30 protein-coding genes are annotated in these 23,618 nt (G+C 41.8%); 17 read left to right on the top strand and 13 right to left on the bottom strand.

Annotation, left to right across the window (positions count from 1 at the left end; translation table 11 throughout):
- Nucleotides 1-64: 64 nt before the first annotated feature.
- Together RSX31_RS15000 and RSX31_RS14995 are read left to right on the top strand one after the other, a co-directional pair.
- Nucleotides 65-514, top strand: coding sequence for a flavodoxin (locus RSX31_RS15000; protein ID WP_315635210.1), 450 nt, complete (start codon nt 65-67; stop codon nt 512-514).
- Nucleotides 515-531: 17 nt separating this feature from the next.
- A complete protein-coding gene (locus RSX31_RS14995; protein ID WP_315635044.1) occupies nt 532-1,293 on the top strand; it encodes a hypothetical protein in 762 nt (253 codons plus the stop codon).
- A gap of 42 nt (nt 1,294-1,335) precedes the next feature.
- Here RSX31_RS14995 and RSX31_RS14990 read toward each other — a convergent pair whose 3' ends face one another.
- Complete coding sequence (locus RSX31_RS14990) at nt 1,336-1,611, bottom strand: hypothetical protein (protein WP_315635043.1); 276 nt, start codon at nt 1,609-1,611, stop codon at nt 1,336-1,338.
- Between the two features lie 143 nt (nt 1,612-1,754).
- Between RSX31_RS14990 and RSX31_RS14985 the strand changes: the two genes are divergently transcribed.
- Nucleotides 1,755-1,910 carry a DUF1540 domain-containing protein gene (locus RSX31_RS14985; protein ID WP_082051198.1) on the top strand — a complete coding sequence of 52 codons (156 nt, stop codon included), beginning with the start codon at nt 1,755-1,757 and terminating at the stop codon, nt 1,908-1,910.
- A gap of 99 nt (nt 1,911-2,009) precedes the next feature.
- Here RSX31_RS14985 and RSX31_RS14980 read toward each other — a convergent pair whose 3' ends face one another.
- Nucleotides 2,010-3,212 (bottom strand): MFS transporter, encoded by a 1,203-nt coding sequence (locus RSX31_RS14980; protein ID WP_315635042.1) that lies wholly within the window; start codon nt 3,210-3,212, stop codon nt 2,010-2,012.
- Between the two features lie 289 nt (nt 3,213-3,501).
- Here RSX31_RS14980 and RSX31_RS14975 point away from each other — a divergent pair, with 289 nt between their 5' ends.
- On the top strand, nt 3,502-4,512 hold the full coding sequence (locus RSX31_RS14975; RefSeq protein ID WP_315635041.1) for a nuclease-related domain-containing protein: 1,011 nt from the start codon (nt 3,502-3,504) through the stop codon (nt 4,510-4,512).
- A 7-nt stretch (nt 4,513-4,519) separates the two neighbouring features.
- Here the strand turns inward: RSX31_RS14975 and RSX31_RS14970 are convergent, their stop codons facing one another.
- The gene (locus tag RSX31_RS14970; RefSeq protein ID WP_148995318.1) at nt 4,520-4,834 is read right to left on the bottom strand and encodes a winged helix-turn-helix transcriptional regulator; all 315 of its coding nucleotides are present in this window, start codon (nt 4,832-4,834) and stop codon (nt 4,520-4,522) included.
- A gap of 151 nt (nt 4,835-4,985) precedes the next feature.
- Between RSX31_RS14970 and RSX31_RS14965 the strand changes: the two genes are divergently transcribed.
- Entirely contained in the window at nt 4,986-5,387 is a 402-nt protein-coding gene (locus RSX31_RS14965) for a DoxX family protein (protein WP_315635040.1), read from the top strand.
- Nucleotides 5,388-5,402: 15 nt separating this feature from the next.
- On the top strand, nt 5,403-6,251 hold the full coding sequence (locus RSX31_RS14960) for a VOC family protein (protein ID WP_315635039.1): 849 nt from the start codon (nt 5,403-5,405) through the stop codon (nt 6,249-6,251).
- A 122-nt stretch (nt 6,252-6,373) separates the two neighbouring features.
- Here RSX31_RS14960 and RSX31_RS14955 read toward each other — a convergent pair whose 3' ends face one another.
- The 3 genes from RSX31_RS14955 to RSX31_RS14945 form a co-directional block, all read right to left on the bottom strand.
- Nucleotides 6,374-6,634, bottom strand: a complete 261-nt coding sequence (locus RSX31_RS14955) for a spore coat protein (RefSeq protein ID WP_187443632.1) — start codon at nt 6,632-6,634, stop codon at nt 6,374-6,376.
- Between the two features lie 159 nt (nt 6,635-6,793).
- Nucleotides 6,794-7,336, bottom strand: a complete 543-nt coding sequence (locus RSX31_RS14950; RefSeq protein ID WP_148970111.1) for a DUF6944 family repetitive protein — start codon at nt 7,334-7,336, stop codon at nt 6,794-6,796.
- Nucleotides 7,337-7,394: 58 nt separating this feature from the next.
- On the bottom strand, nt 7,395-8,477 hold the full coding sequence (locus tag RSX31_RS14945; RefSeq protein ID WP_315635038.1) for an MBL fold metallo-hydrolase: 1,083 nt from the start codon (nt 8,475-8,477) through the stop codon (nt 7,395-7,397).
- A 163-nt stretch (nt 8,478-8,640) separates the two neighbouring features.
- Here RSX31_RS14945 and RSX31_RS14940 point away from each other — a divergent pair, with 163 nt between their 5' ends.
- From RSX31_RS14940 to RSX31_RS14920, 5 genes are read left to right on the top strand one after another with little or no spacing between them, the layout of a single operon-like run.
- A complete protein-coding gene (locus RSX31_RS14940; protein ID WP_315635037.1) occupies nt 8,641-9,159 on the top strand; it encodes a DM13 domain-containing protein in 519 nt (172 codons plus the stop codon).
- Nucleotides 9,160-9,172: 13 nt separating this feature from the next.
- Nucleotides 9,173-9,880, top strand: coding sequence for a response regulator transcription factor (locus tag RSX31_RS14935; protein WP_315635036.1), 708 nt, complete (start codon nt 9,173-9,175; stop codon nt 9,878-9,880).
- Nucleotides 9,870-10,919, top strand: a complete 1,050-nt coding sequence (locus tag RSX31_RS14930; protein WP_315635035.1) for a HAMP domain-containing sensor histidine kinase — start codon at nt 9,870-9,872, stop codon at nt 10,917-10,919. Before RSX31_RS14935 ends, RSX31_RS14930 begins: the two co-directional genes overlap by 11 nt.
- Nucleotides 10,919-12,061 carry a peptide-methionine (R)-S-oxide reductase MsrB gene (msrB, locus tag RSX31_RS14925; protein WP_315635034.1) on the top strand — a complete coding sequence of 381 codons (1,143 nt, stop codon included), beginning with the start codon at nt 10,919-10,921 and terminating at the stop codon, nt 12,059-12,061. The genes RSX31_RS14930 and msrB overlap by 1 nt, the downstream gene beginning before the upstream one ends.
- Entirely contained in the window at nt 12,058-12,693 is a 636-nt protein-coding gene (locus RSX31_RS14920; RefSeq protein WP_315635033.1) for a Crp/Fnr family transcriptional regulator, read from the top strand. The genes msrB and RSX31_RS14920 overlap by 4 nt, the downstream gene beginning before the upstream one ends.
- Before the next feature lie 17 nt (nt 12,694-12,710).
- Here RSX31_RS14920 and RSX31_RS14915 read toward each other — a convergent pair whose 3' ends face one another.
- The 3 genes from RSX31_RS14915 to RSX31_RS14905 form a co-directional block, all read right to left on the bottom strand.
- The gene (locus RSX31_RS14915; RefSeq protein WP_315635032.1) at nt 12,711-13,901 is read right to left on the bottom strand and encodes an NAD(P)/FAD-dependent oxidoreductase; all 1,191 of its coding nucleotides are present in this window, start codon (nt 13,899-13,901) and stop codon (nt 12,711-12,713) included.
- A gap of 254 nt (nt 13,902-14,155) precedes the next feature.
- Nucleotides 14,156-14,566, bottom strand: coding sequence for a VOC family protein (locus tag RSX31_RS14910; protein WP_148970351.1), 411 nt, complete (start codon nt 14,564-14,566; stop codon nt 14,156-14,158).
- 129 nt (nt 14,567-14,695) lie between these two features.
- Nucleotides 14,696-15,118: an organic hydroperoxide resistance protein gene (locus tag RSX31_RS14905; RefSeq protein WP_148995309.1), complete on the bottom strand. Its 423-nt coding sequence runs from the start codon at nt 15,116-15,118 to the stop codon at nt 14,696-14,698.
- Nucleotides 15,119-15,304: 186 nt separating this feature from the next.
- Here RSX31_RS14905 and RSX31_RS14900 point away from each other — a divergent pair, with 186 nt between their 5' ends.
- Nucleotides 15,305-15,733 carry a MarR family winged helix-turn-helix transcriptional regulator gene (locus RSX31_RS14900; RefSeq protein ID WP_148995308.1) on the top strand — a complete coding sequence of 143 codons (429 nt, stop codon included), beginning with the start codon at nt 15,305-15,307 and terminating at the stop codon, nt 15,731-15,733.
- A 113-nt stretch (nt 15,734-15,846) separates the two neighbouring features.
- Here the strand turns inward: RSX31_RS14900 and RSX31_RS14895 are convergent, their stop codons facing one another.
- A complete protein-coding gene (locus RSX31_RS14895) occupies nt 15,847-16,383 on the bottom strand; it encodes a flavodoxin family protein (RefSeq protein ID WP_148995307.1) in 537 nt (178 codons plus the stop codon).
- A gap of 78 nt (nt 16,384-16,461) precedes the next feature.
- Complete coding sequence (locus tag RSX31_RS14890; RefSeq protein WP_148995306.1) at nt 16,462-16,917, bottom strand: hypothetical protein; 456 nt, start codon at nt 16,915-16,917, stop codon at nt 16,462-16,464.
- 75 nt (nt 16,918-16,992) lie between these two features.
- Here RSX31_RS14890 and RSX31_RS14885 point away from each other — a divergent pair, with 75 nt between their 5' ends.
- The 4 genes from RSX31_RS14885 (at nt 16,993) to RSX31_RS14870 (ending at nt 22,818) form a co-directional block, all read left to right on the top strand.
- Nucleotides 16,993-18,459 carry a DEAD/DEAH box helicase gene (locus RSX31_RS14885; protein ID WP_397548099.1) on the top strand — a complete coding sequence of 489 codons (1,467 nt, stop codon included), beginning with the start codon at nt 16,993-16,995 and terminating at the stop codon, nt 18,457-18,459.
- A gap of 185 nt (nt 18,460-18,644) precedes the next feature.
- A complete protein-coding gene (locus RSX31_RS14880; protein WP_315635029.1) occupies nt 18,645-20,225 on the top strand; it encodes a long-chain-fatty-acid--CoA ligase in 1,581 nt (526 codons plus the stop codon).
- 179 nt (nt 20,226-20,404) lie between these two features.
- The gene (locus tag RSX31_RS14875; protein WP_315635028.1) at nt 20,405-21,262 is read left to right on the top strand and encodes a dimethylarginine dimethylaminohydrolase family protein; all 858 of its coding nucleotides are present in this window, start codon (nt 20,405-20,407) and stop codon (nt 21,260-21,262) included.
- 176 nt (nt 21,263-21,438) lie between these two features.
- Nucleotides 21,439-22,818, top strand: a complete 1,380-nt coding sequence (locus RSX31_RS14870; RefSeq protein WP_315635027.1) for an alkaline phosphatase — start codon at nt 21,439-21,441, stop codon at nt 22,816-22,818.
- 65 nt (nt 22,819-22,883) lie between these two features.
- Here RSX31_RS14870 and RSX31_RS14865 read toward each other — a convergent pair whose 3' ends face one another.
- Nucleotides 22,884-23,063 (bottom strand): H-type small acid-soluble spore protein, encoded by a 180-nt coding sequence (locus RSX31_RS14865; protein ID WP_148970097.1) that lies wholly within the window; start codon nt 23,061-23,063, stop codon nt 22,884-22,886.
- A gap of 114 nt (nt 23,064-23,177) precedes the next feature.
- On the opposite strand from RSX31_RS14865, the gene RSX31_RS14860 reads away from it, so the two are divergent.
- Nucleotides 23,178-23,333 (top strand): hypothetical protein, encoded by a 156-nt coding sequence (locus RSX31_RS14860; protein ID WP_187443631.1) that lies wholly within the window; start codon nt 23,178-23,180, stop codon nt 23,331-23,333.
- 57 nt (nt 23,334-23,390) lie between these two features.
- Here the strand turns inward: RSX31_RS14860 and RSX31_RS14855 are convergent, their stop codons facing one another.
- Nucleotides 23,391-23,531, bottom strand: coding sequence for a hypothetical protein (locus tag RSX31_RS14855; RefSeq protein WP_187443387.1), 141 nt, complete (start codon nt 23,529-23,531; stop codon nt 23,391-23,393).
- Nucleotides 23,532-23,618: the final 87 nt, after the last annotated feature.

Below are 23,618 nucleotides of genomic sequence, written 5' to 3'. Positions count from 1 at the left end.
TGATAATGATAATTATTATCAATTAGGTATACATTGGAGGTTTATCATGACCAATAAAATTATAATGATCTATGCAAGCATGAGTGGAAATACAGAAGAAATGGCGACGGCCATCGAGACAGGTGTGAAGGAAACCGGAGCTGAAATCGATGTAATTGATATAAATGACTGTCCGAATGTTCAGGTCCTTGAAGAATATGCAGGGATCCTGTTAGGTGCGTATACCTGGGGGGATGGCGAACTTCCTTATGAGTTTGAGGATTTTTACGATGACATGGACGACGTGGACTTAACGTCTAAGATTGCCGCAAGCTTCGGTTCCTGTGACTCTTTTTATCCTAAGTACGGGGCAGCGGTGGATTTATTAAATGAGAAATTGCAAGAAAGGGGAGCCCGTTTGATTCATGATGGTTTGAAAGTGGAATTAACACCAGAGGATGAGGATGTGGAGGCGTGCAAAGAATTTGGGCGTACATTTGCTAGTGAGCTCTTGTTCAGTAAACAAGAGGGCTAGAGAAAGGAGAGGCATTCGTGAACTATTCACTTTCGATTAAAACATTATCGGATATACATCTAAAGGAATTCATCAATTGTCCCCACAAGTTTTACTATCACTACATCCAGCGTGAAGAAGCAAGTAAAGTTGAATGGAAAAAGGTTATGCAGTTCATTGTGAACCAAGTAGTAAAGGACTTCTTTATGCTTCCCGTCAAAATGAGGACTCCCATCAAAGCACTTGAGATCATCGAGAAGCACCTTACCTCTATTAAAACAAACATCTTTGATTCGAAGATTGATTATTACTTAGTGGTGGCGAAAGTGACGGATTACTTAATGCAGGATTTAACGAAGAACTATGGGACATTACCACCTCTTTTTATAAATGAAAAGTTTCGACAATACTTTGAAGAACTTGAAACTCACTTATCCCTCACGATAGAAGTGGCAGAATGGGAACAAGAATCGTTCACAGTCACCAAGTATCTTGTGGATACAAATAACGAAATGATTACCTTGTATTATTATTTGACGGTGGTTTTCTGTGAAAGATCCTTTGGAAGACTTCCTTCGTCGATAAGAATCGTTTCCTTGTTAAATGGAGAAGAATTTGTCCATTGCCCGTCACCGACAGAGATGAAGAAAGGTTTGCATTACATAGAGAAATTAATAGATACGCTGTCTGCACCACTATCATCCAGTACCAAACCGAATGGGGAAGTATGTTTGAGCTGTCCTTTTGTGGAGGTTTGTGCCAATGATGAAATAGAATTTCTTTTTAAAAAAAAGCATTAAATAGAAGAAGAGGACTTACCATATTTCGGTAAGTCCTCTTTCTCATTCAATTAAAGCGGATGCTGATTGTTTATCAAAATTTATTCGGGCAACTTTTTTCTCGTTTTTAAACAATATATAATGGGCGGTGGCAATTTTTTCTTCAACATAATCAATAGAGAAAGTCCCAGATGGATCTGTAAGACTCCCAATTGCACGGGATAAATGATCGATCACATGCTTTAAATGATCTGGCTTCTTCCATTCGTTATCGGTATTCATTTGATCCATTATTTCAAATGCAAGATTTTGAACATGATACAGTCGTCTCTGCTCCATACCGAAGATTCTCCCTTCATATCAAACATATCTCTTTGATTATATGGTGAAAGCTTCAGATATATGATGATTACTCTCCACGAATCAGGTATGAAAAAGGGTGGGAAAGTACACTCTAAAGATAATAAGGGAGGTGTTTGAAGATGGCACAAGACGTACTATGTGAAGTAAGCAACTGCAAATATAACCGTGAAGGTAAGAAGTGCTCTGCAGACCAGATTTTCGTTGTCAGTCATAAAGGAAACAAAGCCCACAACAGTGAAGAAACAGATTGTAAAACATTTGATCCGGGTATGTAATGGAAGAGAAGGCAACCATAGGCGTGGTTGTCTTCTTTTTATATAGTATTGATAATAATTCTCATTCTTATACAAAAAAAGCTCACAAAAGTGAGCTGGTTAACTTGCCTGTTCCGATAATGTGGTCGTTTTGAGCTGTCGGTATCTTGAATAGAACAGTCCAGTCATCATAAGGGACAGACATCCGAATAATACCGTCATGATTTGGAGTCCTACGAGATCCAGCAGCAATCCTGTGAGAAGGAGCACAACCTGGAAAATCAGTCTGTCGAGCATATTACGGAACGAGAAGAAGCGGCCGTGAAATTCTTTCGGTATACGCGTTTGAAAAATCGTGGCAGCAGTCGGGAAGAAGCATCCCACGGCAAATCCAAACACTGTAAACGCAAGAACTGACAAGATCGGACTGGTTGCAAAATAAAGAATCATTTGCGCAATCCCGATGATGAAGCTAAAAAAGAATAATATTTTATACGGTGACATTTTTTCGCCCATTTTCTTGACGGCAAAAGCACCTGTCATAAAGGCAATCCCTTCGGCGGTATAGATCCAACCTTTAATCGCCGAGCTATCCTGAAGCTCGCTGATGTTGATGACCATTAAGTTGAACCCGCCGATAAATAGCAGTGGTATCAACGTCATCACAAGAGTCATAAATACGATCGGAAGCCCTTTTATAACAGGAAATACTTCATTGAAGCTTGCCCCTTTTGGTTTTTCACCTTGTGTAGAGGTAGTCGCGGTTTCTTCAATTGATAAGAACCAGGTCATCACAAATAGTGCCAGATACGCCACTAATGAGAGAACGTATACCATCGTTAAAGATATGATCACTAATAGGACGCCTGCTAACGCAGTTCCAAGGATCCTTGAGAGGGTGGCAACATTCATATGGACCCCATTCATCTGCAGTAAATCCTTCTCTTTCACCACCATCGGAATGGCAGCTTGCAGAGCAGGGAAATAGAAGGCAGCAGAGATTTGGATGCTCACTAAGAAAACGACCATCCAAAGCACCGAGCCGGTATCAATCGCAATCAACATGAAAATAACACTTAATGCCCTGGTGAAGCCTGAGATGAGCATCACCGTCTTTTTATTTGCTTGATCCGTAATTCTGCCGGCTAAAGGTCCAACAGCAAGACCCGCAAGCAGTCCGGAAGCGAGAATCACCGATTTCAGAAAATCCGAAGGCACCTTTTCCTGCATAAACTCCAGATTACCGATGATCCCTAACCACAATCCGAGACCTGCTATAAATTCACCTATCAATAATATCCATACATTTTTATTTTTCCACATATAGGTCCGTCCCTCGCAGTCGATTTATTTCGCTTCTCTAAATATACTATGGCGGGAGGGGAATGGGAATGATTTTTTTGGTTGGGATTGTTGTAGTTATCTGGAAGAGAAGCAGTTCGCTGATAAAATTAAGATTTCGCTGATATAATTTGAATTTCGCTGATATATCGGAAATTTCGCTGACATAAGTAAAATTCCGCTGATAAAATTAATATCTGCCATCTCGAAGCAGGATTTTCTGCAGTCCAAGGAGAATACACGTAATATAAAACCCGATTGGAGTGATAAAATGATCGAAAAAGAACGAATCATCCCTCGAATTATCCTCATTTTGCAAGCTTTACTCCGCCGACTTCCCCTCAACCATCCAAAACTGCCCATGATATCCGAGGAACTTGGTAAAAGAACGGCCGGATTCAAAGGAGAGACAGCTTTAGATTACACTTTAAGCTTTTTAGACCCCAAAAAATATTACATTCTCCACGACCTGAGAATTCCCTACAAAGACAGCTTTTTTCAAATAGACACCCTGCTCATCTCAACCAGATTCATCCTCAATATTGAAGTCAAATACCTTGCGGGCACTGCTTACTTCGACCCCATCTTCAATCAACTTATTCAAACAAAAGATGGTATTGAATCAGCTTTACCGGACCCTACGATTCAAATTAAAAGACAGGAAAGCCAACTTATAAGCTGGTTATCGAAGCATGGATTTCCCAACATCCCCATTTACTCTTGCGTAGTCATGAGCAACGATCGGACTATCATTAAAACTTCTCCAGATAACAAAACCCTTAATAAAATTGTCATCCATCGCCATTCTCTACTGGACAAGGTGAAGTATATAGAGGTTTCTATTCGACAAGAAAACGTAACACCTAAAGATATGAAAAAAATAATTCGCACATTAAAACGACATCATGAAGAACCTAATCCCTCTGTCTTGGAGCGATATAACATTACAGAAGGAGAGCTGTTAAAGGGGGTCATATGTGAAGCTTGCAATCATCGGCCGTTAGTGAGAAAGCATGGAAAATGGCTTTGTATGAATTGTAATAGTGAAAATATCAATGCTCATATCCAAGCCTTTAAGGACTATGAACTTTTGATAGGACCTACTATAAGTAATGCGGAACTAAGAAAATTTTTAAAAATCAATTCCTCTCATGTTGCAAAAAGACTCCTCCAATCCCTAAACCTCCCCACAACAGGCACCAAAAAAGGAACACAATACATCCTATCATCCGATGAAAGCCCGGCCCGAAAGCACAAACAAAAAAACCCGCCAACAATCTGACGAGTTTTCATTCCTTCTCAATCCACTCCTGGGACCACTTCTCTATATCTTTCATTAAAGGTTCTAAAGAATACCCTTTTTTAGTTAGTGAATACTCAATACGCACGGGTGTTTCCGGATAGACGTCCCTCTGTACGATGCCTTCTTCTTCAAGGTCCTTCAGTCGCTCTGAAAGAAGCCTGCCGCTGATGCCTATTGCGTCTTTGATGGTACAGTTTCGTTGTGGTCCGGAAAGCAATTGATAAATGATGAGTGCTGTCCATCGTTGACTTAAGATGCCGATGGCTTTCTCGAACCTTGGACAAATTTCTGACTGATTCATTCTGTCAATGCCTCCTTCTTTATAACTAGTATACCACATCATCACCATTTTAGTAATTTAATTACTTGACAGTTCATAGTTATTAAAATAATATAAGTTACATAAAGTAACTAACTTTAATAAAATAACATAAAGAAAGGAAGAATAGACAATGCTACAGAATCACTTACTAGGAGCACTCATTTTAAGAATATTTTTAGGAATCACCTTCTTCATCCACGGTTTGACTAAGTTTCAGGGAGGGATCGAAAATACGGTCGGTTTCTTTCAAAGCTTAGGACTGCCAGGGTTTGCAGCTTATGTAGTCGCCATCATTGAATTGGTCGGTGGATTGGCAATGATTCTGGGAATAGGTACTCGTGTCGTGGCTGGAATATTTGCGTTAATCATGTTGGGAGCAATCGTTAAAGTAAAATTAGCTGCAGGTTTCTTAGGGAATGGACAGATGGCCGGGTACGAATTTGACTTAGCACTGCTTGCGATGTCTTTATATTTTGTCGTGGCAAAGGAATCATTGTTCTCATTAGATCAAAAGTTTTCACAGCAAAATTGAAAGGGAGGAATAAAGATGAATTTTCATAAAGAACCACATACATTCGTTGGGGAAGTAAATATAAAAGTTGAAAACTTAGAGCGATCTCTTTCCTATTACCAAGAAGTAATCGGATTTAAAGTGATGGAACAAACAGAAAATAGAGCGACTCTGACGGCAGATGGATTCCACCCATTGCTATCTCTGGAACAACCAGCAAATGTTTCACCTAAGGAGCCGAGAACGACAGGTTTGTACCATTTTGCCCTGTTGCTGCCGAATAGAACAGATCTGGGGAAAATATTAGATCATCTCATAAAGCTGAATATTCAACTGGGCTCTTCTGATCATCTCGTCAGTGAAGCTCTGTATTTATCTGATCCGGATGGAAATGGAATCGAGATCTACATGGACCGTCCTTCATCGGAATGGACATGGAATGGCAATCAGGTAAAGATGGCCGTTGATCCAATCGATGCAAGGGGGATATTGGCTGAGGCAATGGGACAACCGTGGGAAGGACTTCCTGCCGGTACGGTCATGGGTCATATCCATTTGCATGTTTCTGATTTGAAATCAACAGAGGAATTTTACGGGAAGGGACTTGGTTTCGATGTAGTCAGCCGATTTGGAAGTCAGGCACTTTTCATTTCAACGGGTGGATATCATCACCATATTGGACTGAACACCTGGAATGGGGAAGGAGCTCCGGCACCAGCTGAAAACAGTGTCGGTTTAAACTGGTTCACTCTTCACATCCCAACCGAAGAAAAACGAAACACCATCATCCAAAAGCTTCAATCCATGGGAGCGACCATCCGCGAACAGAACGGAAAAATCCTGACTGAAGACCCATCAGGCAACCGGATTTATCTAAGCGTGTAAGAGAAGAGGGACGGACCTCAATGTGAGGTCCGTCCCTCTTGATGGATGAATATCAGGAATATCTTAAAAAGGAGCCTAAGCACATTGAATGTGGCGCTGGCTCCTTTTTTTGTATGATTTTATTAATAATAATAAGGGTAAGGAGGATAACCATAGTAAGGTGGGGGATATCCGTATCCATATCCATATGAGTATGGACTCAATAATGCAGCTCCAAGCAGTCCACCGGCGAGGCCACCTAAAAACGGGTTGAATCCAAATCCAAACGGTCTTCTTCCAAACCCACCAAAGCCAGGCCTGCCAAATCCCACTCGTCCGATCGGGCGTCGTACATCATGAAAATTGAAAAAAGTTTCATTATTTAAAGTGTGAAAGTCATTCATAACATAAACCTCCTCTCTATCTAGGTTATGAATATTCGCCCGGATTCGAAATGGATTGGGCATTAACCCATCTGGAGAGACTTTGTGAAATTAGACCTATGGTTAGCAACAGCTAACCTGGTTGTATACATTCTCACATATAGAGTATGTATAACAACCTCAGGAGGAAGATTCTTTCGTTTGCACCAATGCAGAAATGACAGAACCCACTGCCTGGATCCAGCTTCCCACTACATTGATATTCCCGCTGTCTCTTTGATTTAACTCAAGGATGCCTGAGATGGCCTGCAGGGAGTTACCGATAATTTGGAGGAGATTTCCATAAATCGAATAAAGCTCTTCTAACGTATGTTCTTCATTAAAGGAATCTGCGAGGGCAGCCCCTCCACCCAGTGCCTGGAGGAGATTTCCTTTAATATTCAACTCTTGCTTTGTTATGTCATTGAACTTAATCAGTATGCCGGCTATAACAGTGACATTTCCGATCGCTTGAATTTCATTTCCTGCTTTCGTCAGGGTGAAATCATCTATTGCATCTGCCTCTAATGCATTTCCCGTTGCTTGCAATTCATTTCCTACGAGATTGAACGACTGTAAAGTATCTTCTGGAATGCTTTTAATAGGGGTACTGCCAATAGCGGCAAGGACCGTTCCGATTGCCGCAACCCATGCTCCGAACGTGAGTTTTTGTTCATTGCTCATAGTATAATCGCCTACTTTAAGGTTCTTAGATATTGTATACAACTAGGCGATGGTTGGTTCATCCCCACCATATTGAAGAGGGGTAGGAATCACCTTCTACAGGAAAAGTTTCTCCGATTCGGGGGGTAACAACATGAACCCCTTGTTCTGCGCCGCTTTTCGTCACTCTCATTATGGGATCTGTCCATTCATGGAAAGATAACGTGAAAGCACCCCAATGAATGGGCAGTAGCCATTTCCCCTTCACATCAAGGTGGGCTTGTACAGTCTCTTCCGGACACATATGTATCGGTGCCCATCTGGGATCATATTGACCACATTCCATCAGGGACAAATCGAATGGTCCATAAACACTGCCTATTTCTTTAAAATGAGGGCCGTATCCACTATCACCGCTAAAGAAGAGTCTGGAAGAGTTCCCGATGATACACCATGAACACCATAAGGTAGCATTACGATCATGTAAGCTTCTGCCGGAAAAATGTCGTGCCGGGGTACACGCCAGAGTAAGACCACTCCACTCAACCTCGTCCCACCAATCAAGCTCTACAATGTGATCAGAATGGATTCCCCACTTCTCAAGGTGACTCCCTACTCCGATGGGAACAAAGAACTGATTCACTTTGCCTCGAAGCTTTCGAATCGTGCCATAATCCAGATGATCGTAATGATCATGTGAAAAGATCACAGCATCAATAGAAGGGAGTTCATCCATGTGAAAAGGAAGGTCTTTGCTATACCGCTTCCCGCCTATCCAAGGAAACGGGGATGGCGCACGACCAAACATGGGGTCAAGAAGTAGTCTTTTTCCATCAATCTCAATCATCGACGCTGAGTGCCCAAACCAGGTTACATTCGTAACGTAATGAGGATGTTTAAAGGACGGAAATCCGACTCTTGGAATATCGGTACCAGGCTTACGGTTGGCATTTCTTTTCATAAGATCCCGAATCATTGTAAGCGACGTGGAAAAGCTGGTATCCATAGAAGTTGGGATGGGATTTTTAAATGAGCCTTTTGAATGCTGGGGAGAGGACTGAACACGTTCAAGGGAAGGCTTCTCACCAAATGCAGGATAAAACCGGATAACCAGGAAGGCAATCACGATCAAAGCGGCTAGTAAAAGTATAGATATAAGCATGGATTCTGCTCCTTTTCATTCGATATCTATTACTATCTCAGATAAGCTTGCGACTGTCCAAAATGAAAGGAGTATAACATTTAAGAATTATTTAAGATTTTCGTTAAGAATCCATAAGGTTTGTTTATTATACTATCGTTAATCATAACGAGGGGATGAGCAAATGAAAAAATGGATGATTGGAATAGTTGCAGTAGGAGTATTAGTAGTGGGATGGTGGCTGGTTTCTCCGTTATTTTTTGATAAGGTGGTGAACGAAGCGCCTGTTTCATCGTCTTCTGGCTCAAATATGAAAGAACAAGAAGAGAATACTATGAAAGAAACCGATTCATCTTCGCAAGACGAAATGACAAACGATACAATGAACGTAAATGAATTAGTCGGGATTTTTCAAGGCGCAGATGAAAATCACGATGCAAAAGGAAAAGTGAGTATATCAGGAAAAAATATTCGATTGGAAAATTTTGAAGTGACCAATGGACCGGATCTATACGTTTACTTAGTAGAAGAAGGTCAGGAAACGAAAAAAGGGATTTCACTGGGTGAATTAAAGGGGAATATCGGCAATCAAAATTATGTGATTCCAGGAGATCATTCTGCATCATCAGGAATGCAAATTGTGATTTGGTGTAAACAATTTAATGTGGATTTCGGTCGTGCTGAGATAGGTAAGGCAATGTAAAGGAGAGTAAGCCATGGCAAACAAAGTGCTGTTAGTAGATGATGAAGAAAATATTGTGGATGTATGCTTACGGTATCTCATGAGGGAGGGGTATGAAGTGAGTACTGCCTCTAATGGATATGAGGCAATCGAACGATACAAAACGTTCCAACCGGACATCGTGATACTGGATATCATGATGCCACAAATGGATGGGTGGCAGGCAGCTGAAAAGATAAGGGAAGACAGCGACACACCCATTATCATGCTGACAGCATTGGGGCAGGAGAAGGATCGGATTTATGGGTTGACGATAGGTGCTGATGACTATGTCACCAAACCTTTCAGTCCCCGGGAATTATTGCTCCGTGTCAAAAACGTATTAAGAAGGACCTACTCCACTCCAACCCGGGAAGGTCAAAGGGAAGTTCTTAAGTGGAGAGACTTACTCATTGATCGGAATAAACGAAAAGTAGTCGTTAATGGGAGAGAAATTGACATGACCGTGAAAGAATTCGATTTATTAACCCTGTTAGCAGAGCATCCTTCACAGGTGTTCTCCAAATCCCAGTTGCTCGAAACCTTATGGGGGTATGAATATCTGGGTGATGCGAATACGATCAATGTTCATATTCGCAGGTTAAGAGAAAAGATAGAGGTCGATCCTTCTGAGCCTCAATGGATAAAAACCGTGTGGGGAATAGGTTATAAGTTTGAGGGGCAGCAGCATTATGAAAATTAGAACCCTCCTTATTTTAGCCAACACGATTTCACTCTCCGTAATCTTAGTATTTCTCACAATCTCGTATGTTCAGATGTTTATCTCAACCAATATCATCATCCTGCTTTCCCTTATTGCGCTTGGAGCGGGGATCCTATCCTTTGCCGTGAATTTGATGATTACATCGCCTTTATTAAAGTCAGTAAAGCAGATGAGCAATGAAGCAGAGCGAATGGCTAAGGGTGACTTTGATGTGAAGGTGACAGAAGCAGGACCTCAGGAAATTAGAGAGCTCGCTGCTAACTTTAATCATATGTCCACTAGAATAGAAGCTATGTTCGACGAATTAAGGGAATCAGAGAAGTTCAAGAGTGAACTGATCGCCAATGTTTCCCATGATCTTAGAACACCTTTATCATCGATCCATTCTTTTGTTGCCGCTTTGAACGATGACATTATTGAAGATCCTGAAGCACGGAGGAGATATTACGAGACCATTTTGTCAGAAACCGAAAAACTGGGTCTATTAATTGAAGAAGTACTGGAGTTTTCACAGTTGGAAAATAGGAAACTGCCATGGAATCCGCATCCGACACCAATCGATAAACTCCTGATTGAAACCATTCAGCAGTTCGAAAGGGTTTTACAAGAGAAGCATGTTGAAGTGATTGTACAGTACGATGAAGATTTACCTCTGGTTCCTTTAATGCCTGTTCAAATCAAAAGAGTGATGACGAACTTCATACAAAATGCCCTATCCTTTTCTCCTGATCAGACGTCACTTGAAATTAAAGCAGTAAAGGATGGAGAGATGATGAACTTTTCAGTCACAGACGAAGGAAAGGGTGTTCCCCTTGAAGAACAGGCATCGATATTTCAGCGTTTTTATCGGGTAGAGAAGTCCCGTAACAAAGCAGGAGGAGGATCTGGCCTGGGGCTGTCCATAAGCAAAGAAATTGTTGAACTTCATGGAGGAGAGATCGGAGTCGAAAGTGATGGTGAGTCGGGCAGCACTTTTTGGTTCAGACTGCCTTTAGAAATGAGTAAGGAGGAGAGATGATGAAAAAAGTGATGATTGGAATCGGCCTGATGCTGGTAGTAAGTCTGGCGGTATTTTTCGGACCTAAACTGTATGCAAGTATGACCGAGAAGTCTTTGGGAAGTGAGCCCGTAAAGACTGCTATGGTGGATGATGAACATGCGGTTGCGACCTTTGCAGGAGGATGCTTCTGGTGCATGGAGCCACCTTTTGAAAAATTGGATGGTGTGTATTCCGTCATTTCCGGATACACAGGTGGCGAGGAAAAGAATCCAACGTATGATGAAGTTTCCACGAAACAGACGGGTCATGTGGAAGCCGTCCAAATTGAATATAATCCTAAAGTGATTACGTATGAGCAACTATTAAAGATTTTTTGGAGACAAATCGATCCTACTGATAATGGTGGACAATTCGTCGACCGGGGTCCTCAATACGTGAGTGGTATCTTCACTCATAGTGAAGAACAGGAGGAAATAGCACAGCAATCAAAACAGGAGTTAGGAGACTCAGGGCGTTTTGAAGAAGAGATCGTCACAGAGATCCAGCCTGCTGCCACCTTTTACAAAGCGGAAGAGTACCATCAGGATTATTATAAGAAAAATGAATTAAGCTATAAGTTTTACCGAAACAACTCAGGAAGGGATGACTTCCTTGATGAAGCTTGGGGAGAAGACCGGTACATCAAGCTCGACACGAAGCCACTTTACCCCACCTATTCAGAAGAAGAGTTAAAAGAAAAACTTACGGATATCCAGTACAAAGTGACTCAGGAAGACGGGACCGAGAAAGCATTTGATAATGAATATTGGGACAACAAAGAAGAAGGGATTTATGTGGATATCGTTTCAGGGGAGCCTCTCTTCAGTTCAAAAGATAAATATAAAAGTGGCACCGGATGGCCGAGTTTCACGAAGCCCCTGGTAGCGGAAAACATTGTGGAAGTCGAAGATCGCACACTATTCATGGTGCGGACCGAGGTAAGGAGTAAACACGCAGACTCCCACCTGGGGCATGTGTTCGATGATGGTCCTGAGCCAACAGGTTTAAGATATTGCATGAATTCAGCAGCCCTTCGATTTGTCCCGAAAGATGAGTTAGAAGATCAAGGCTACGGAGAGTTCGTTTCTCATTTTAAAAAAGTGGAGGGGGAGTCGTCTTGAATGCAGCAACGTCATTACGATCTGCTTCAGCCAATAGTGATCTTCCGGGAAAGCTCGCAAACTACTCAAAAAAAGAAGTGATCTTTCAACCTTTTTCACTTAGTCAAAATCTGTACAGGATTCAATCCGGGAAAATAAAGCTATATAAGAATAGTGAGGATGGACGCAAAACCATCCTCACCATGCTGGGTGAGGGAGATTTCTTCAGTAATATAGCGCGTTTCAGCTTAGACGACGAGGGAGTTTACGCAGAAGCTATCGATGAAACGATCTTAACAGTCATCTCTCTTAAACAACTGGATAGTTTAAGCGTGTCGCAACCTGCTTTTCTTGCAGAGCTCTTCTACACCTTCAATCAACATATGAAACAACGAAACATGTTCCTCGAACGCATCATGTACGCACCGGTTAAAGAACGAATCCTTTACCTCATGTCATTCCTAATGAAGAATTTTGGAGAAAAACAAGGGAGGTTCATGAAATTAACGGTCCCCCTAACCCACCAGGACATCGCAAGCTTCATTGGCTCTACAAGAGAAACTGTGACCAGCCTCACGAAAGAACTGATAACAGAAGGGCATATCCAAAAAAAAGATAAGCATTATCTTGTGATGGGAGGGACGGACCTTTGAAGGCCCGTCCCTTATTTTCACCTGTCTAATTTAACGATGTCTGCGTCTTGGTTTGTACGGTTTAAGATGAGGTCACGGAGGATGTTAGATCCGAGCATACTATATACCGTACCGTTTCCACCGTAGCACAATAAGTAATATGTTCGTTCTTTTTCAGGGTGCTTTCCTATATAAGGGAGGTTGTCCAATGATTCTCCAAAGCTTGCTCCCCATGCATAGTCCATTTTGATGTCCAAGTCGGGAAATAGCTTTTGAACCTCTATCTCAATTTGCTTTCCCCTTTTTTCAATTTTCTTCTCATTCTGAGGTGCCTCGGGAGGATCTTCATCCAAGCCCCCTGCAATGATTCGATTATCCACTGTAGAGCGCATATATAAATAGGGGCGTTTCGTCTCCCAGATGAGGGCACGTTCATGCCATTGAGATAAATCTTCAATGGGCTCAGTGGCAATGGCATAAGATCGATTGACTTCAGTGCCTATTTTCTTATCGATCGGAGGAGTTTCATATCCGGTTGCATGAACCAAGTGAGATGCCTGAATAATACCTTCAGAAGTATGAATGTTGACACCGTCAGCTGCCTCTTCTACTCGGCCAGCTTCAAGATTTTCAAAGATTGTTGTCTTTTGACCTGCCTTTAAATAGTCGATTATGCCGTTCACAAATCGGTATGGATTTACTTCTGCATCTCCATTGGTGATCAATGCTCCCGGTTTTGAAAAAGGCAAGCGCTGTTTGATTTCTTTCTTGGACCAATATTCTACCGGAAAGCCATGTTCCTTCAATACTTTGTATTCTTTTTTCAGCTTTGATACATGCCGCGTAGAGCTCGCATAGTAGATGCTCTTCCTCCGGATGAATTCGGGAGACAATGGTAAATTCATAGCGACTCTTTCAAGGTTATCAATTGCTTCAAGACACAGCTTATAAAAGCGGACAGCTTTTTCTTCTCCGATTTGATCAATCAGATCATGGAGCATGATATCGTTGGAAAATTGCAGTAAACCAGTGTTGGCAGCGGAACTTCCTGAAGCCATAGTCCGTTTTTCAATGATTGCAACGTTCAAACCCGCTTCGGTAAGTGAATAGGCACATAATGCTCCGGACATTCCCCCTCCGATAATCGCTACATCATAATGTTTATCGAAGCTTCTGTTTTTATCTTTTAATGTAGAAGGCCAATATAAGCGGCCATTATGCAAATCCATTTTGTTTCCCCCAATAAGTATCGTATTTAAATAATGTTCATATTCCATTCCCTTTAACAGTCTTGGATAAAACATATATTTTGTACCGCAGGGTCTTAGTGGGTTCCAGCATCATATAAGTAAAGCGGGATTAATTCGAATGAGGATAGTGAGATATTTCAGTCGGAAGAAATTCAATCGAAATGTATCAGTATAAACGTGGAAAAACGGCTACTGCATGGTTTATGTATGTTGAAGATGCAGTAGCCGATGAGTTATTTTTCCGTGTAATTCAAGTCCCAATGGATTCCATAAGGATCTTTCACCTTTGCATATTTAGCACCCCAGAACGTGTCTTGAAGTTCCATTACTACGGTTCCTTTTTCAGTTAAACGGCGATAGTAAGTATCGATGTCCTCTTCACTTTCCAGCTCCAGGACAAGGGATATATTGTTACCTACCGTTGGCTGATGACCCGGAAAGCTATCTGACATCATAAAGGAAAGCTCTCCTTTTTTAAAGTGGGCATGCATGATTTGATCAGCGATTTCCGGTGGACTTGGGTAATCGGCCTCGCCAAAAGTCTGAACTGCCAATACTTCTCCTTCAAACACTTCTTTGTAATAGTCTAATGCTTCTTTCGCTTCGCCACTAAAACTAAAATAAGGTGCAGCCTGATGTTTCATCATTTCTCCACTCCAGTCCGTATGAATTTTAATACATCTTTATTATAGTCCAAACTGTTGGAATAAAACAAGAACAAATGTTCGGTTGTTAAAAAATGGATAGGCAGTTAACTGCCTACCCACGATTATTTATAATAATTCAGTATTTAATTCAACATCGATATTCCCACTCGTTGCTTTAGAATACGGGCAAACTCCGTGTGCCTTTTCGACTAATTGCTTCGCTTCATCTAATTCAACACCCTTTACTGCTACTGTTAACACAACGCCGAGTTTGAATCCACCATCTGTATCTTTTCCAAGGGAAACTTCAGCTGCCACTTTCGATTCAATCTTTTTCTTTTCTTGACGAGCCACTAAGTTAAGAGCGCTATCGAAGCAAGCCGCATATCCAGCTGCGAACAATTGTTCAGGATTCGTTGACCCTTCTGCTCCAGAACCCCCAAGTGATTTAGGCATCGCCAATCCGACGTCCAATACTCCGTCACTGCTTGTTACTTTTCCTGCGCGTCCACCTGTTGCTGTTGCTTTTGCTGTGTATAATGCTTCCATTTCATTCACTCCTCAATTGTTTTTTTTTTTTTTTTGATTGTGCAAAATTCAATATTACAAAATTAATATTAACGGCTTTGTTTTTAATTGTCAACAATTAAATTTTGCACAATTAAATTTGATAATTGATATCTTTTTTTGTATGATGATCTCAGGTTAGTATGTTCAAGAAAGGAATACACATGTATGAAAGATCCATTATTATTAGAGAATCAAATATGTTTTAAGATCTATACAGCAGAGCGGGAGATTACCAAGTTATATCGAGGGCTACTTGAAGAAATCGGTGTGACTTATCCGCAATACCTTGCATTGTTAGTGCTTTGGGAAGATGGAACGGTATCTGTAAAAGAATTGGGGCGGAAATTGTTCTTGGACTCGGGAACGTTAACTCCGATGCTGAAAAGAATGGAATCGAACGGACTCGTCGAGCGTCACCGATCTGTTGAAGATGAACGGAGCGTCGTGATAACTCTTACAAAAAAAGGAATAGCCATGAAAGAAAAAGCAGCTTGTGTTCCGGCTCGGTTGCTCGAGCGATTAGAGATGGATGGGGAAGAGTTGGAGAGATTGGATCAGACATTGACGACGATATTGGGAAGACTGCAAGGATAGTAGAGAGAAGGGATGACTGTGGTCATCTTTTTTTGTGGAAATTGTAGAATCATGGTGATATTTCCTTATCAGTGTAGAATTTAAAAAAAGATGACCCCTTAAAAGGGATCATCTCATTTAAATAACGCATTCCACCGCTCAGCTTTTTCAAGTGCTGCTATGTCATTCACAATCTCTCCAGGCTTCACTCCGGCACCAATCATATAGTCTGCAAATTCCATATGGACGAATTCAAAAATATAATTGAACTGCTGTACCAGGGGCAGGCCTTTAATCTTTGCTGAGCTTCCACCGGTTATCACTACATATGCTTTTTTCTTCGTAAGCTCTTCTTTTAAGTTAAAGCGCTCATCGCGCAGGTACTGACTCCATCGGTCAAAGAAGTTTTTCATGGGACCGCTCATTCCGTACCAATAAAGAGGTGTAGCAAATAGTAATACGTCATGCTCTTCTATTAATTGGACCAGTTTTTCGTAATCATCATCGACAGGAGAGAATCCACCTTCAGAGTGTCTTAAGTCTTCGATCGGTTCAATATGCAGGTCCGTAAGAGATACGACAGTGTGGTCGGTTCCTTCTACGATTTTTTTTGTAAGGTATTCTGAGTTGCCGTTTTTTCGCGTACTTCCTAAAAGGGCTAATACTTTCATTTATCAACACTCCTCAGTGAATTCAAATTTACAGCTTGGCCATTTTTTCTAGTATTGCACATGAAAATAGACCTCTTATCAGCGTCTGCGAAACCCTTCCTCACGTAAATACAACGCTGCTTCATCATACCCGCCAAAGCTGTCTTCCAGGTTATCGCCGGCATAAATATTCCAGCGGTCATCCTCTTCGATCAACATGAGGGAATGTCCTTCAGCATCTTTCCACATCTGTTCCACAGGAGGCACGATTTCTTCTTCCGTTGCCAAATGATCAATGGAAGCCCGGATAATTTCGCGCAGTTTTTCACCAGAAAAATCACGGATATTCACGAGACCTTTTTTATTGGCTTCATAATCGGGAAGCCCTCCCGTATAAACAAAACCGTTTCCGTTCGGATGAAGATGGTACACCACAGTCGTCTTTTCATAAAGACTTTCTTCAAAGTGGAAATTCACCCGATTCAGTGAAACGTCCTTCCGTGAAAGTTCAGGGAACTCTTCGATTATGGTTAATTTATCTTCATATGTCAGCATTATTACTCCTCATTTCATTTACGATTTTCCCATTATAACATAGAGCCCTATTTTCTAAAGACGATTAAAGGTATAATGGGGTACAAAGAGGTGACCCCATTGAATGATTTTACATCCTTAGGAATTGAGCCTAAGTACGTGAATGCGTTAAAAGAACAATCCATTTCAGAGCCAACACCGATTCAGAGTGAAACCATCCCTGTACTATTAAATGGTGAAGACGTGATTGGACAGGCACAGACCGGAACGGGGAAAACGATGGCATTCCTTTTGCCTATGCTTGCCAAAATTGATCCAACGAGAGATGAGATCCAATCTCTTATTGTGACTCCGACGAGAGAGCTCGCGATTCAAGTAACTGCTGAATTAAATCAGATTCTTTCTTCTACTGAAGATGACATACATGTATTAGCTGTGTACGGTGGCCAGGATGTCGAGAAGCAAATTAAGCGACTGAAGAATAAGGCGATTCATATCGTGATTGGAACTCCTGGACGATTGCTTGATCACGTTCGCCGGGAGACTGTGGACTTTTCGAATGTATCGTTTTTAGTGTTGGATGAGGCAGATCAAATGCTCCATATCGGATTTTTTGATGAAGTCGAGTCAATCATTCGCGAGACGCCGTTCACCCGTCAAACCGCGCTATTCTCTGCGACGATGTCAAAGGATATCCGTAAGATCGGAAAGCGCTATATGAACAATCCACATAATGTACAAATTCGCGAAAAAGAAAAAATTGTGCAGGAAATCCAGCAGGAAATCGTGGAAACGACGGATCGCCAGAAATTAGATGCCCTTAGTCAAACAATTCATGACGTTCAGCCGTTTTTAGGCATCATTTTCTGCAGAACGAAAAGAAGGGTCAGCAAGCTGCTGGGAGATCTGAAAACGAGAGGATTCCTGGTGGATGAACTGCACGGTGACTTATCTCAAGCGAAAAGAGAAGGAGTAATGAAGAAGTTCAGAGAAGCGAAACTTCAGCTTCTTATCGCGACCGACGTGGCTGCTCGTGGTCTTGACGTTGAAGGAGTCACTCATGTATTCAACTATGATATCCCTCAAGATGTGGAAAGCTATATTCACAGAATCGGACGTACGGGACGTGCCGGAAAAGATGGGCTTGCCATCACCTTTGTTGCACTAAAGGACAAGCAGGATCTGGAAATGATTGAAAACGGCATAGGCCGTTCATTGCCTCGTCGTGTCGTGGAGGTCGCTCCTTCTAAGGAAACCGCCAATGTCCATAAGGGATCAAATGAAAGTGCGAAGGATAGACGTGAAAAGAATATCCAAGCGAATAAAGAGCGAAAAGCAAGGTCTCCACGGGGAGGTCGGTCTCGTAACAGTGAAGGTGGTGACTCTTCACGCAGTCGTCGATCGAGAAGGGAAGAATCATCATCCCCACGTGGAGGAGACTCAGCCAGTTCCTCAAGAGGCAGACAATCCAGACCAAGTGATTCCGGCAAATCAAGAAGAAGCGACTCCAGCGCAAAAAGAAACAGCCAAGGCAAATCCTCTTCAAATAGAAGAGGCCGCTAACTCAAAAAGCATGATGACCAATGTGTCATCATGCTTTTTGGTTAGAAAATCTTTCAGCAAAATACTGACCCCTATAAAATCAGTACCTCCATATAAAATTTCAGAATATTCCCAATCTACTCCTGAATCTGCTAAAATAATGAATATAAATAGTCATTAACCAACAGAAGGGATGGGTTGTACATATGCATGTACCTTTAGTGTTAACGGATTTTTTAGATCGGGCAGTCGAGCAATATGGAGAAAAAGTTGCGATTATTGACGATGTGAAGCGTTTGACATATAAGCAGCTGAATGCCCGTGTGAATCAACTGTCTAGAGGACTAATGGAATTGGGGATTGAAAAAGGGGACAAGGTTGCGTATCTGGCTCCGAATACAACCGAGATGCTGGAAGGGTTCTATGGAGTCTATGGTGCAGGAGGGATCATGACCCCGCTTAATACGCGCTTAAAACCTGCGGATTATCAATTTATCCTGACACATAGCGAGAGCAAAGCATTATTTGTTGATGAGGAACTTTATCCTCTGGTGCAGCCGATTTTGTCTAAGGTGCCGAATTTGAAGCATATTGTGATCCATGGTGATTCCAGAGATGGATATCCCGGCTATGACGAGTGGCGCGGCTCATTCAGCAGCGAAGCTTTCGATCGCGTAGACCTGGAAGAAACCGATATCGCTTCATTATTATATACAAGTGGAACGACAGGGGATCCGAAGGGAGTGCTCCTCACACACCGATCAAATTATCTGCATGCCCTATCCTCCATGCATCATTTGCGTGTTTCCGATCAGGACACTTTGCTTCACGTGCTGCCAATGTTCCATGTGAACGGATGGGGGTCGCCCTTTTACTATACTGCCAACGGTGCGACCCAGGTGATGCTCAGAAAGGTAGAACCGGAGACGATTTTAGATAAAGTCGAGAAACATGACGTAACGGTTATGCATATGGCGCCGACGGTTCTGAATATGCTTCTGGAAAACTATCCGGACAGGGAGCGGACTATCTCTCGAAATGTAAGGGTTGTCATTGCGGGCTCAGCCCCTCCACCAGCCTTTGTCCGAAAGGTGGAAGAGGATCTGAAATGGGAGTTCATCCAGGTGTACGGAATGACAGAAATCTCTCCACTCATCACTACGTCCATCCTGAGATCTTCAGAACAGGACAGACCAAAGGAAGAAAAGTACCGGTTAAAGGCGAAAGCCGGATACAGTATGATCGGCAGCAAGGTGAAAGTAGTGGATGAGGTCGGAAACGAAGTGCCCCGTAACGGGAAAGCGATTGGAGAAATCGTTACCAGAACGAATACAGTGATGGAAGGATATTACAAAAACCCTGAAGCCACCAATCAAGCCATTCGAGATGGATGGCTCCATACAGGTGACATGGCGACCGTTGACGGGGATGGCTTCATAGAAATTGTCGACCGGATGAAAGACGTCATCATAAGCGGCGGAGAAAACATCTCTTCTATTGAAGTAGAGGGGGCTCTCTATGAACATGACAGTGTCCTCGAAGCAGCGGTGGTAGCCATCCCCCATGAGCGTTGGGGTGAAGTGCCCCATGCAGTCGTTGTTATCAGGGAGGGTCACAGCTTAACGGAAGAGGAGCTTATCGAATTCAGCAGAGAAAAGCTTGCCCACTTCAAAGCTCCGAAAAGTATTACGTTTGCAAAGGAGTTACCTAAGACCGCTTCAGGAAAAATCCAAAAGGTTTTGATCCGAAAAGAATACTGGAAGGATCATGACAGGATGGTTCATTAATGGAAGGAGGTGTGCGGATGCATGCCTTTTTCGTCTGGACAAATGCCCTTATTTCTTAATTACAGGATGCCCGTCGTGCCTGTTTAGGCTTCTTCAGCATAAATTATAAAAAGGAAGTTTTATCAGCATAATAACAGGGAATAGCAGTTTTTAAGAGTAGACAAATGGAGGGTGTAAAGATGAGTTTAAATTCCCCGTTGGTTCCAAATCCAAAAACACATTGTGCCAATGAGTATGGAAAGTTAAAGAAAGTGGTCGTTGTTTCACCTGAAAATATGCAAATAAATGAAATCATAAATGAGACTCAAAAGCATTTCCTAAAGGAAAATATCAATATAGAAAAAGCGGTTCTGCAGCATAAAAACTTTGTTGATACGTTAGAGAAAAACGGTTCAGAAGTCATTCACCTGCAGCCATTACCAGAGTTTAATGAACAAGTCTTCACAAGGGACATCGGGTTCACGATTCATGATCAGTTCTTCGTTGCATCGATGAATACCAATGTCAGGCGGGGCGAAGTGAAAACGCTGAAGAAATGGCTGGAAACCAATGAAGTGCCTTATAATGAACTTCTCCATTCCATTGAAGGAGGGGATGTGCTCGTTGATGAGCAGAATATTTGGATCGGGGTGAGTGGACGGACGAACCAATTGGCCATCCAATCCTTACGAAATCAGCTCCCCCAATTTACCGTTCATGAGTTGCCATTAAAAGAAGGTGTCCTCCATTTAGATTGTGTATTTACGATCATTTCAAAGGAATGGGCACTTGTATATCCACCGGCCTTTACAAAAGAGGATCTTGAAACAATCAAGAAACATTATAATATCATCACTGTCACGGACGACGAACAGTTTCAAATGGGCCCCAATGTATTAGCAATCGGTAATGAAAAAATCATCAGTCTTACTCAAAACCAAGACTTGAATGAACGAATAAGATCGAAGGGTTTTGACGTAATCGAACTTGATTTATCCGAAATCATCAAGTCAGGCGGATCATTCCGTTGTTGTACGCTCCCTCTGATTAGAGAGTAGATGAGGTATTATTGACTATGAACTGGATAGATTTATTAATGAAAAACAGGTGACTTAATACCTGTTTTTCTTCATTTTACAGAAGCTTTACACTACTGTAGTACTTTTGCAAATGACTCTTCATATTTCCCCTTTATCCTGCAAATGTAGTCGAAATTACAGGAGGTAGGGGAAAAATGAAGAATTCTATGAAGAAAATTATTCCGTTAGCGGTTGTGTCAACGTTGGCTCTAGGAACTGTAATAGGGATGAACCAAGATAATTCAGAAGCACAAGCGAAGGAATCCAAGAACGGTAAAGCCAAGAACGTCATCTTTATGATCGGTGATGGAATGGGTGTTCCTTACACAACGGCTCTTCGCTATATGAACGACAATCCAGAAACAGTTGAAATGGAAAAAACGGCATTTGATCCTTACCTTGTCGGATTACAATCCACTTATCCAGAGGATGAGAAAGAAAACGTAACAGACTCAGCAGCTGCTGCGACGGCGATGAGCGGTGGAGTCAAGACATATAATAATGCGATAGCAGTCGATAATGATAAAACCGACGTTAAAACCGTATTAGAACAGGCGAAAGAAAACGGTATGTCTACAGGAATTGTAGCGACATCAGAAATCACCCATGCGACTCCAGCCTCTTATGGAGCCCATGAAGAGCAGCGTAAAAGCGAAAATGCGATTGCGGATGACTATTATGATGAAATGATTAACGGTGAACATAAGATTGATGTCATGCTGGGCGGAGGGACGGACTTCTTCGAACGTGATGACCGAAATCTTGCCAAGCAGTTCCAAGAGGATGGATACAGCTATGTGAAATCCGCTGAAGAACTTAAAAATGATGACAACAAACAAGTTCTTGGTCTTTTCTCTGAAGTCGGAATGGACAAGATGATCGACCGTGATGAAGAACAGCCAAGCTTAGCGGATATGACGACATCTGCACTCGACCGTTTAAAAGGTGACAAGGACGGATTCTTCCTGATGGTGGAAGGCAGTCAAATTGACTGGGCTGGTCACGATAATGATGTTGTCGGGGCTATGAGTGAAATGAGAGACTTTGAGATGGCACTTGAAGAAGTAAGAGATTTCGCGAAAGAAAATGGTGAAACATTGGTAGTTGTTACAGCAGACCACTCTACAGGGGGAATCTCGATTGGTGCAGACGGTGAATACAATTGGGATCCGGCACCGATTCAAGCTGCAAAACGCACTCCTGACTTTATGGCAGAACAAATTGTAAATGGTGCATCAGTGGAAGAAACATTAGCTGAAAATATCGACCTTGAGCTGACGGAAGAGGAAATCGCTTCTGTGAAAGAAGAAGCAGAAAAAGGCGATCAAACCGAAATCGATAATGCCATCGAAAAAATCTTCGACAAACGTTCAGGTACTGGCTGGACAACGGATGGACATACAGGAGATGACGTTCCTGTGTATGCATTTGGTCCTCAAAAAGAGAAATTCTCTGGCATGATCGATAACACAGATCAAGCGAAAATGATCTTTGAATTATTGAAGAATAAAGGGAAAATCAAAGATAAGAAATAAGCTTAATTGAGATTAGACCATGCTTGTCCCTCTTTTTGGGATGGAATGCATGGTCTTTTTTCCGATTATGCTTCTTCTAAATCTGAAACACTTACTTCAGAACGTTCTTCTAAAGGTCCACGAAGATGAACAACGGCTGTTTTTCCATCTTCATGAACAGAGTCAATCCAAACGGATGCATCTTTATATTTTACTTCAATATCCGCTGAAGAAGATAAAATCTGTTTTACACGATTAGAATCCATCACTTATGTCCTCCTTATATTCTATTTTCATTGGTTAGTTTGTCCATTTTTCAGAGAATAATGAGCGTATATTTCATTTGCAATCCGATACTCTAATAGCGAAAGGGTGACGACATGAAGAAGCAGAATGAAAGAACATCCACTACAGAAGCAAACATGGAATTGAATGAAAGATTTTATGGAAGTAATGAAAAAGAAGTTGATCCGGCACCGCCCACTTATATTCAAAATAATACGGCCGCGGTGAGGATTACTGGTGATGATGAGTAAGAGTACCAGCTGAATCATAACAAAAACCTGCCCGATCTTCCATCGGGCAGGTTTTTGTCATTTCGTTTTATTACGTTGGTCTTTATTATGCTTATTCCCCTTACTATTGTCTCCACTCGTAATTTCTTTAGCAAACTCCGTCGTTCCGCGCTTAGGTGAATTTTGGTTTTCGCTGCCTTTGTTGTTCTTTTTCGTCATTTCATTTCCTCCATTCTACTCGATTCAATAGTAGTTTTTGAAGATTAACAAAAGGTTATGCACAAATAGAAATGTTAAAGAAAGATT

Origin of the sequence: Rossellomorea yichunensis, assembly GCF_032337515.1 — a bacterium.
Lineage (GTDB): Bacteria > Bacillota > Bacilli > Bacillales > Bacillaceae_B > Rossellomorea > Rossellomorea yichunensis.
The sequence above is the reverse complement of the archived record's forward strand: the minus strand, read 5'-3'. Positions and strand labels throughout refer to the sequence as shown.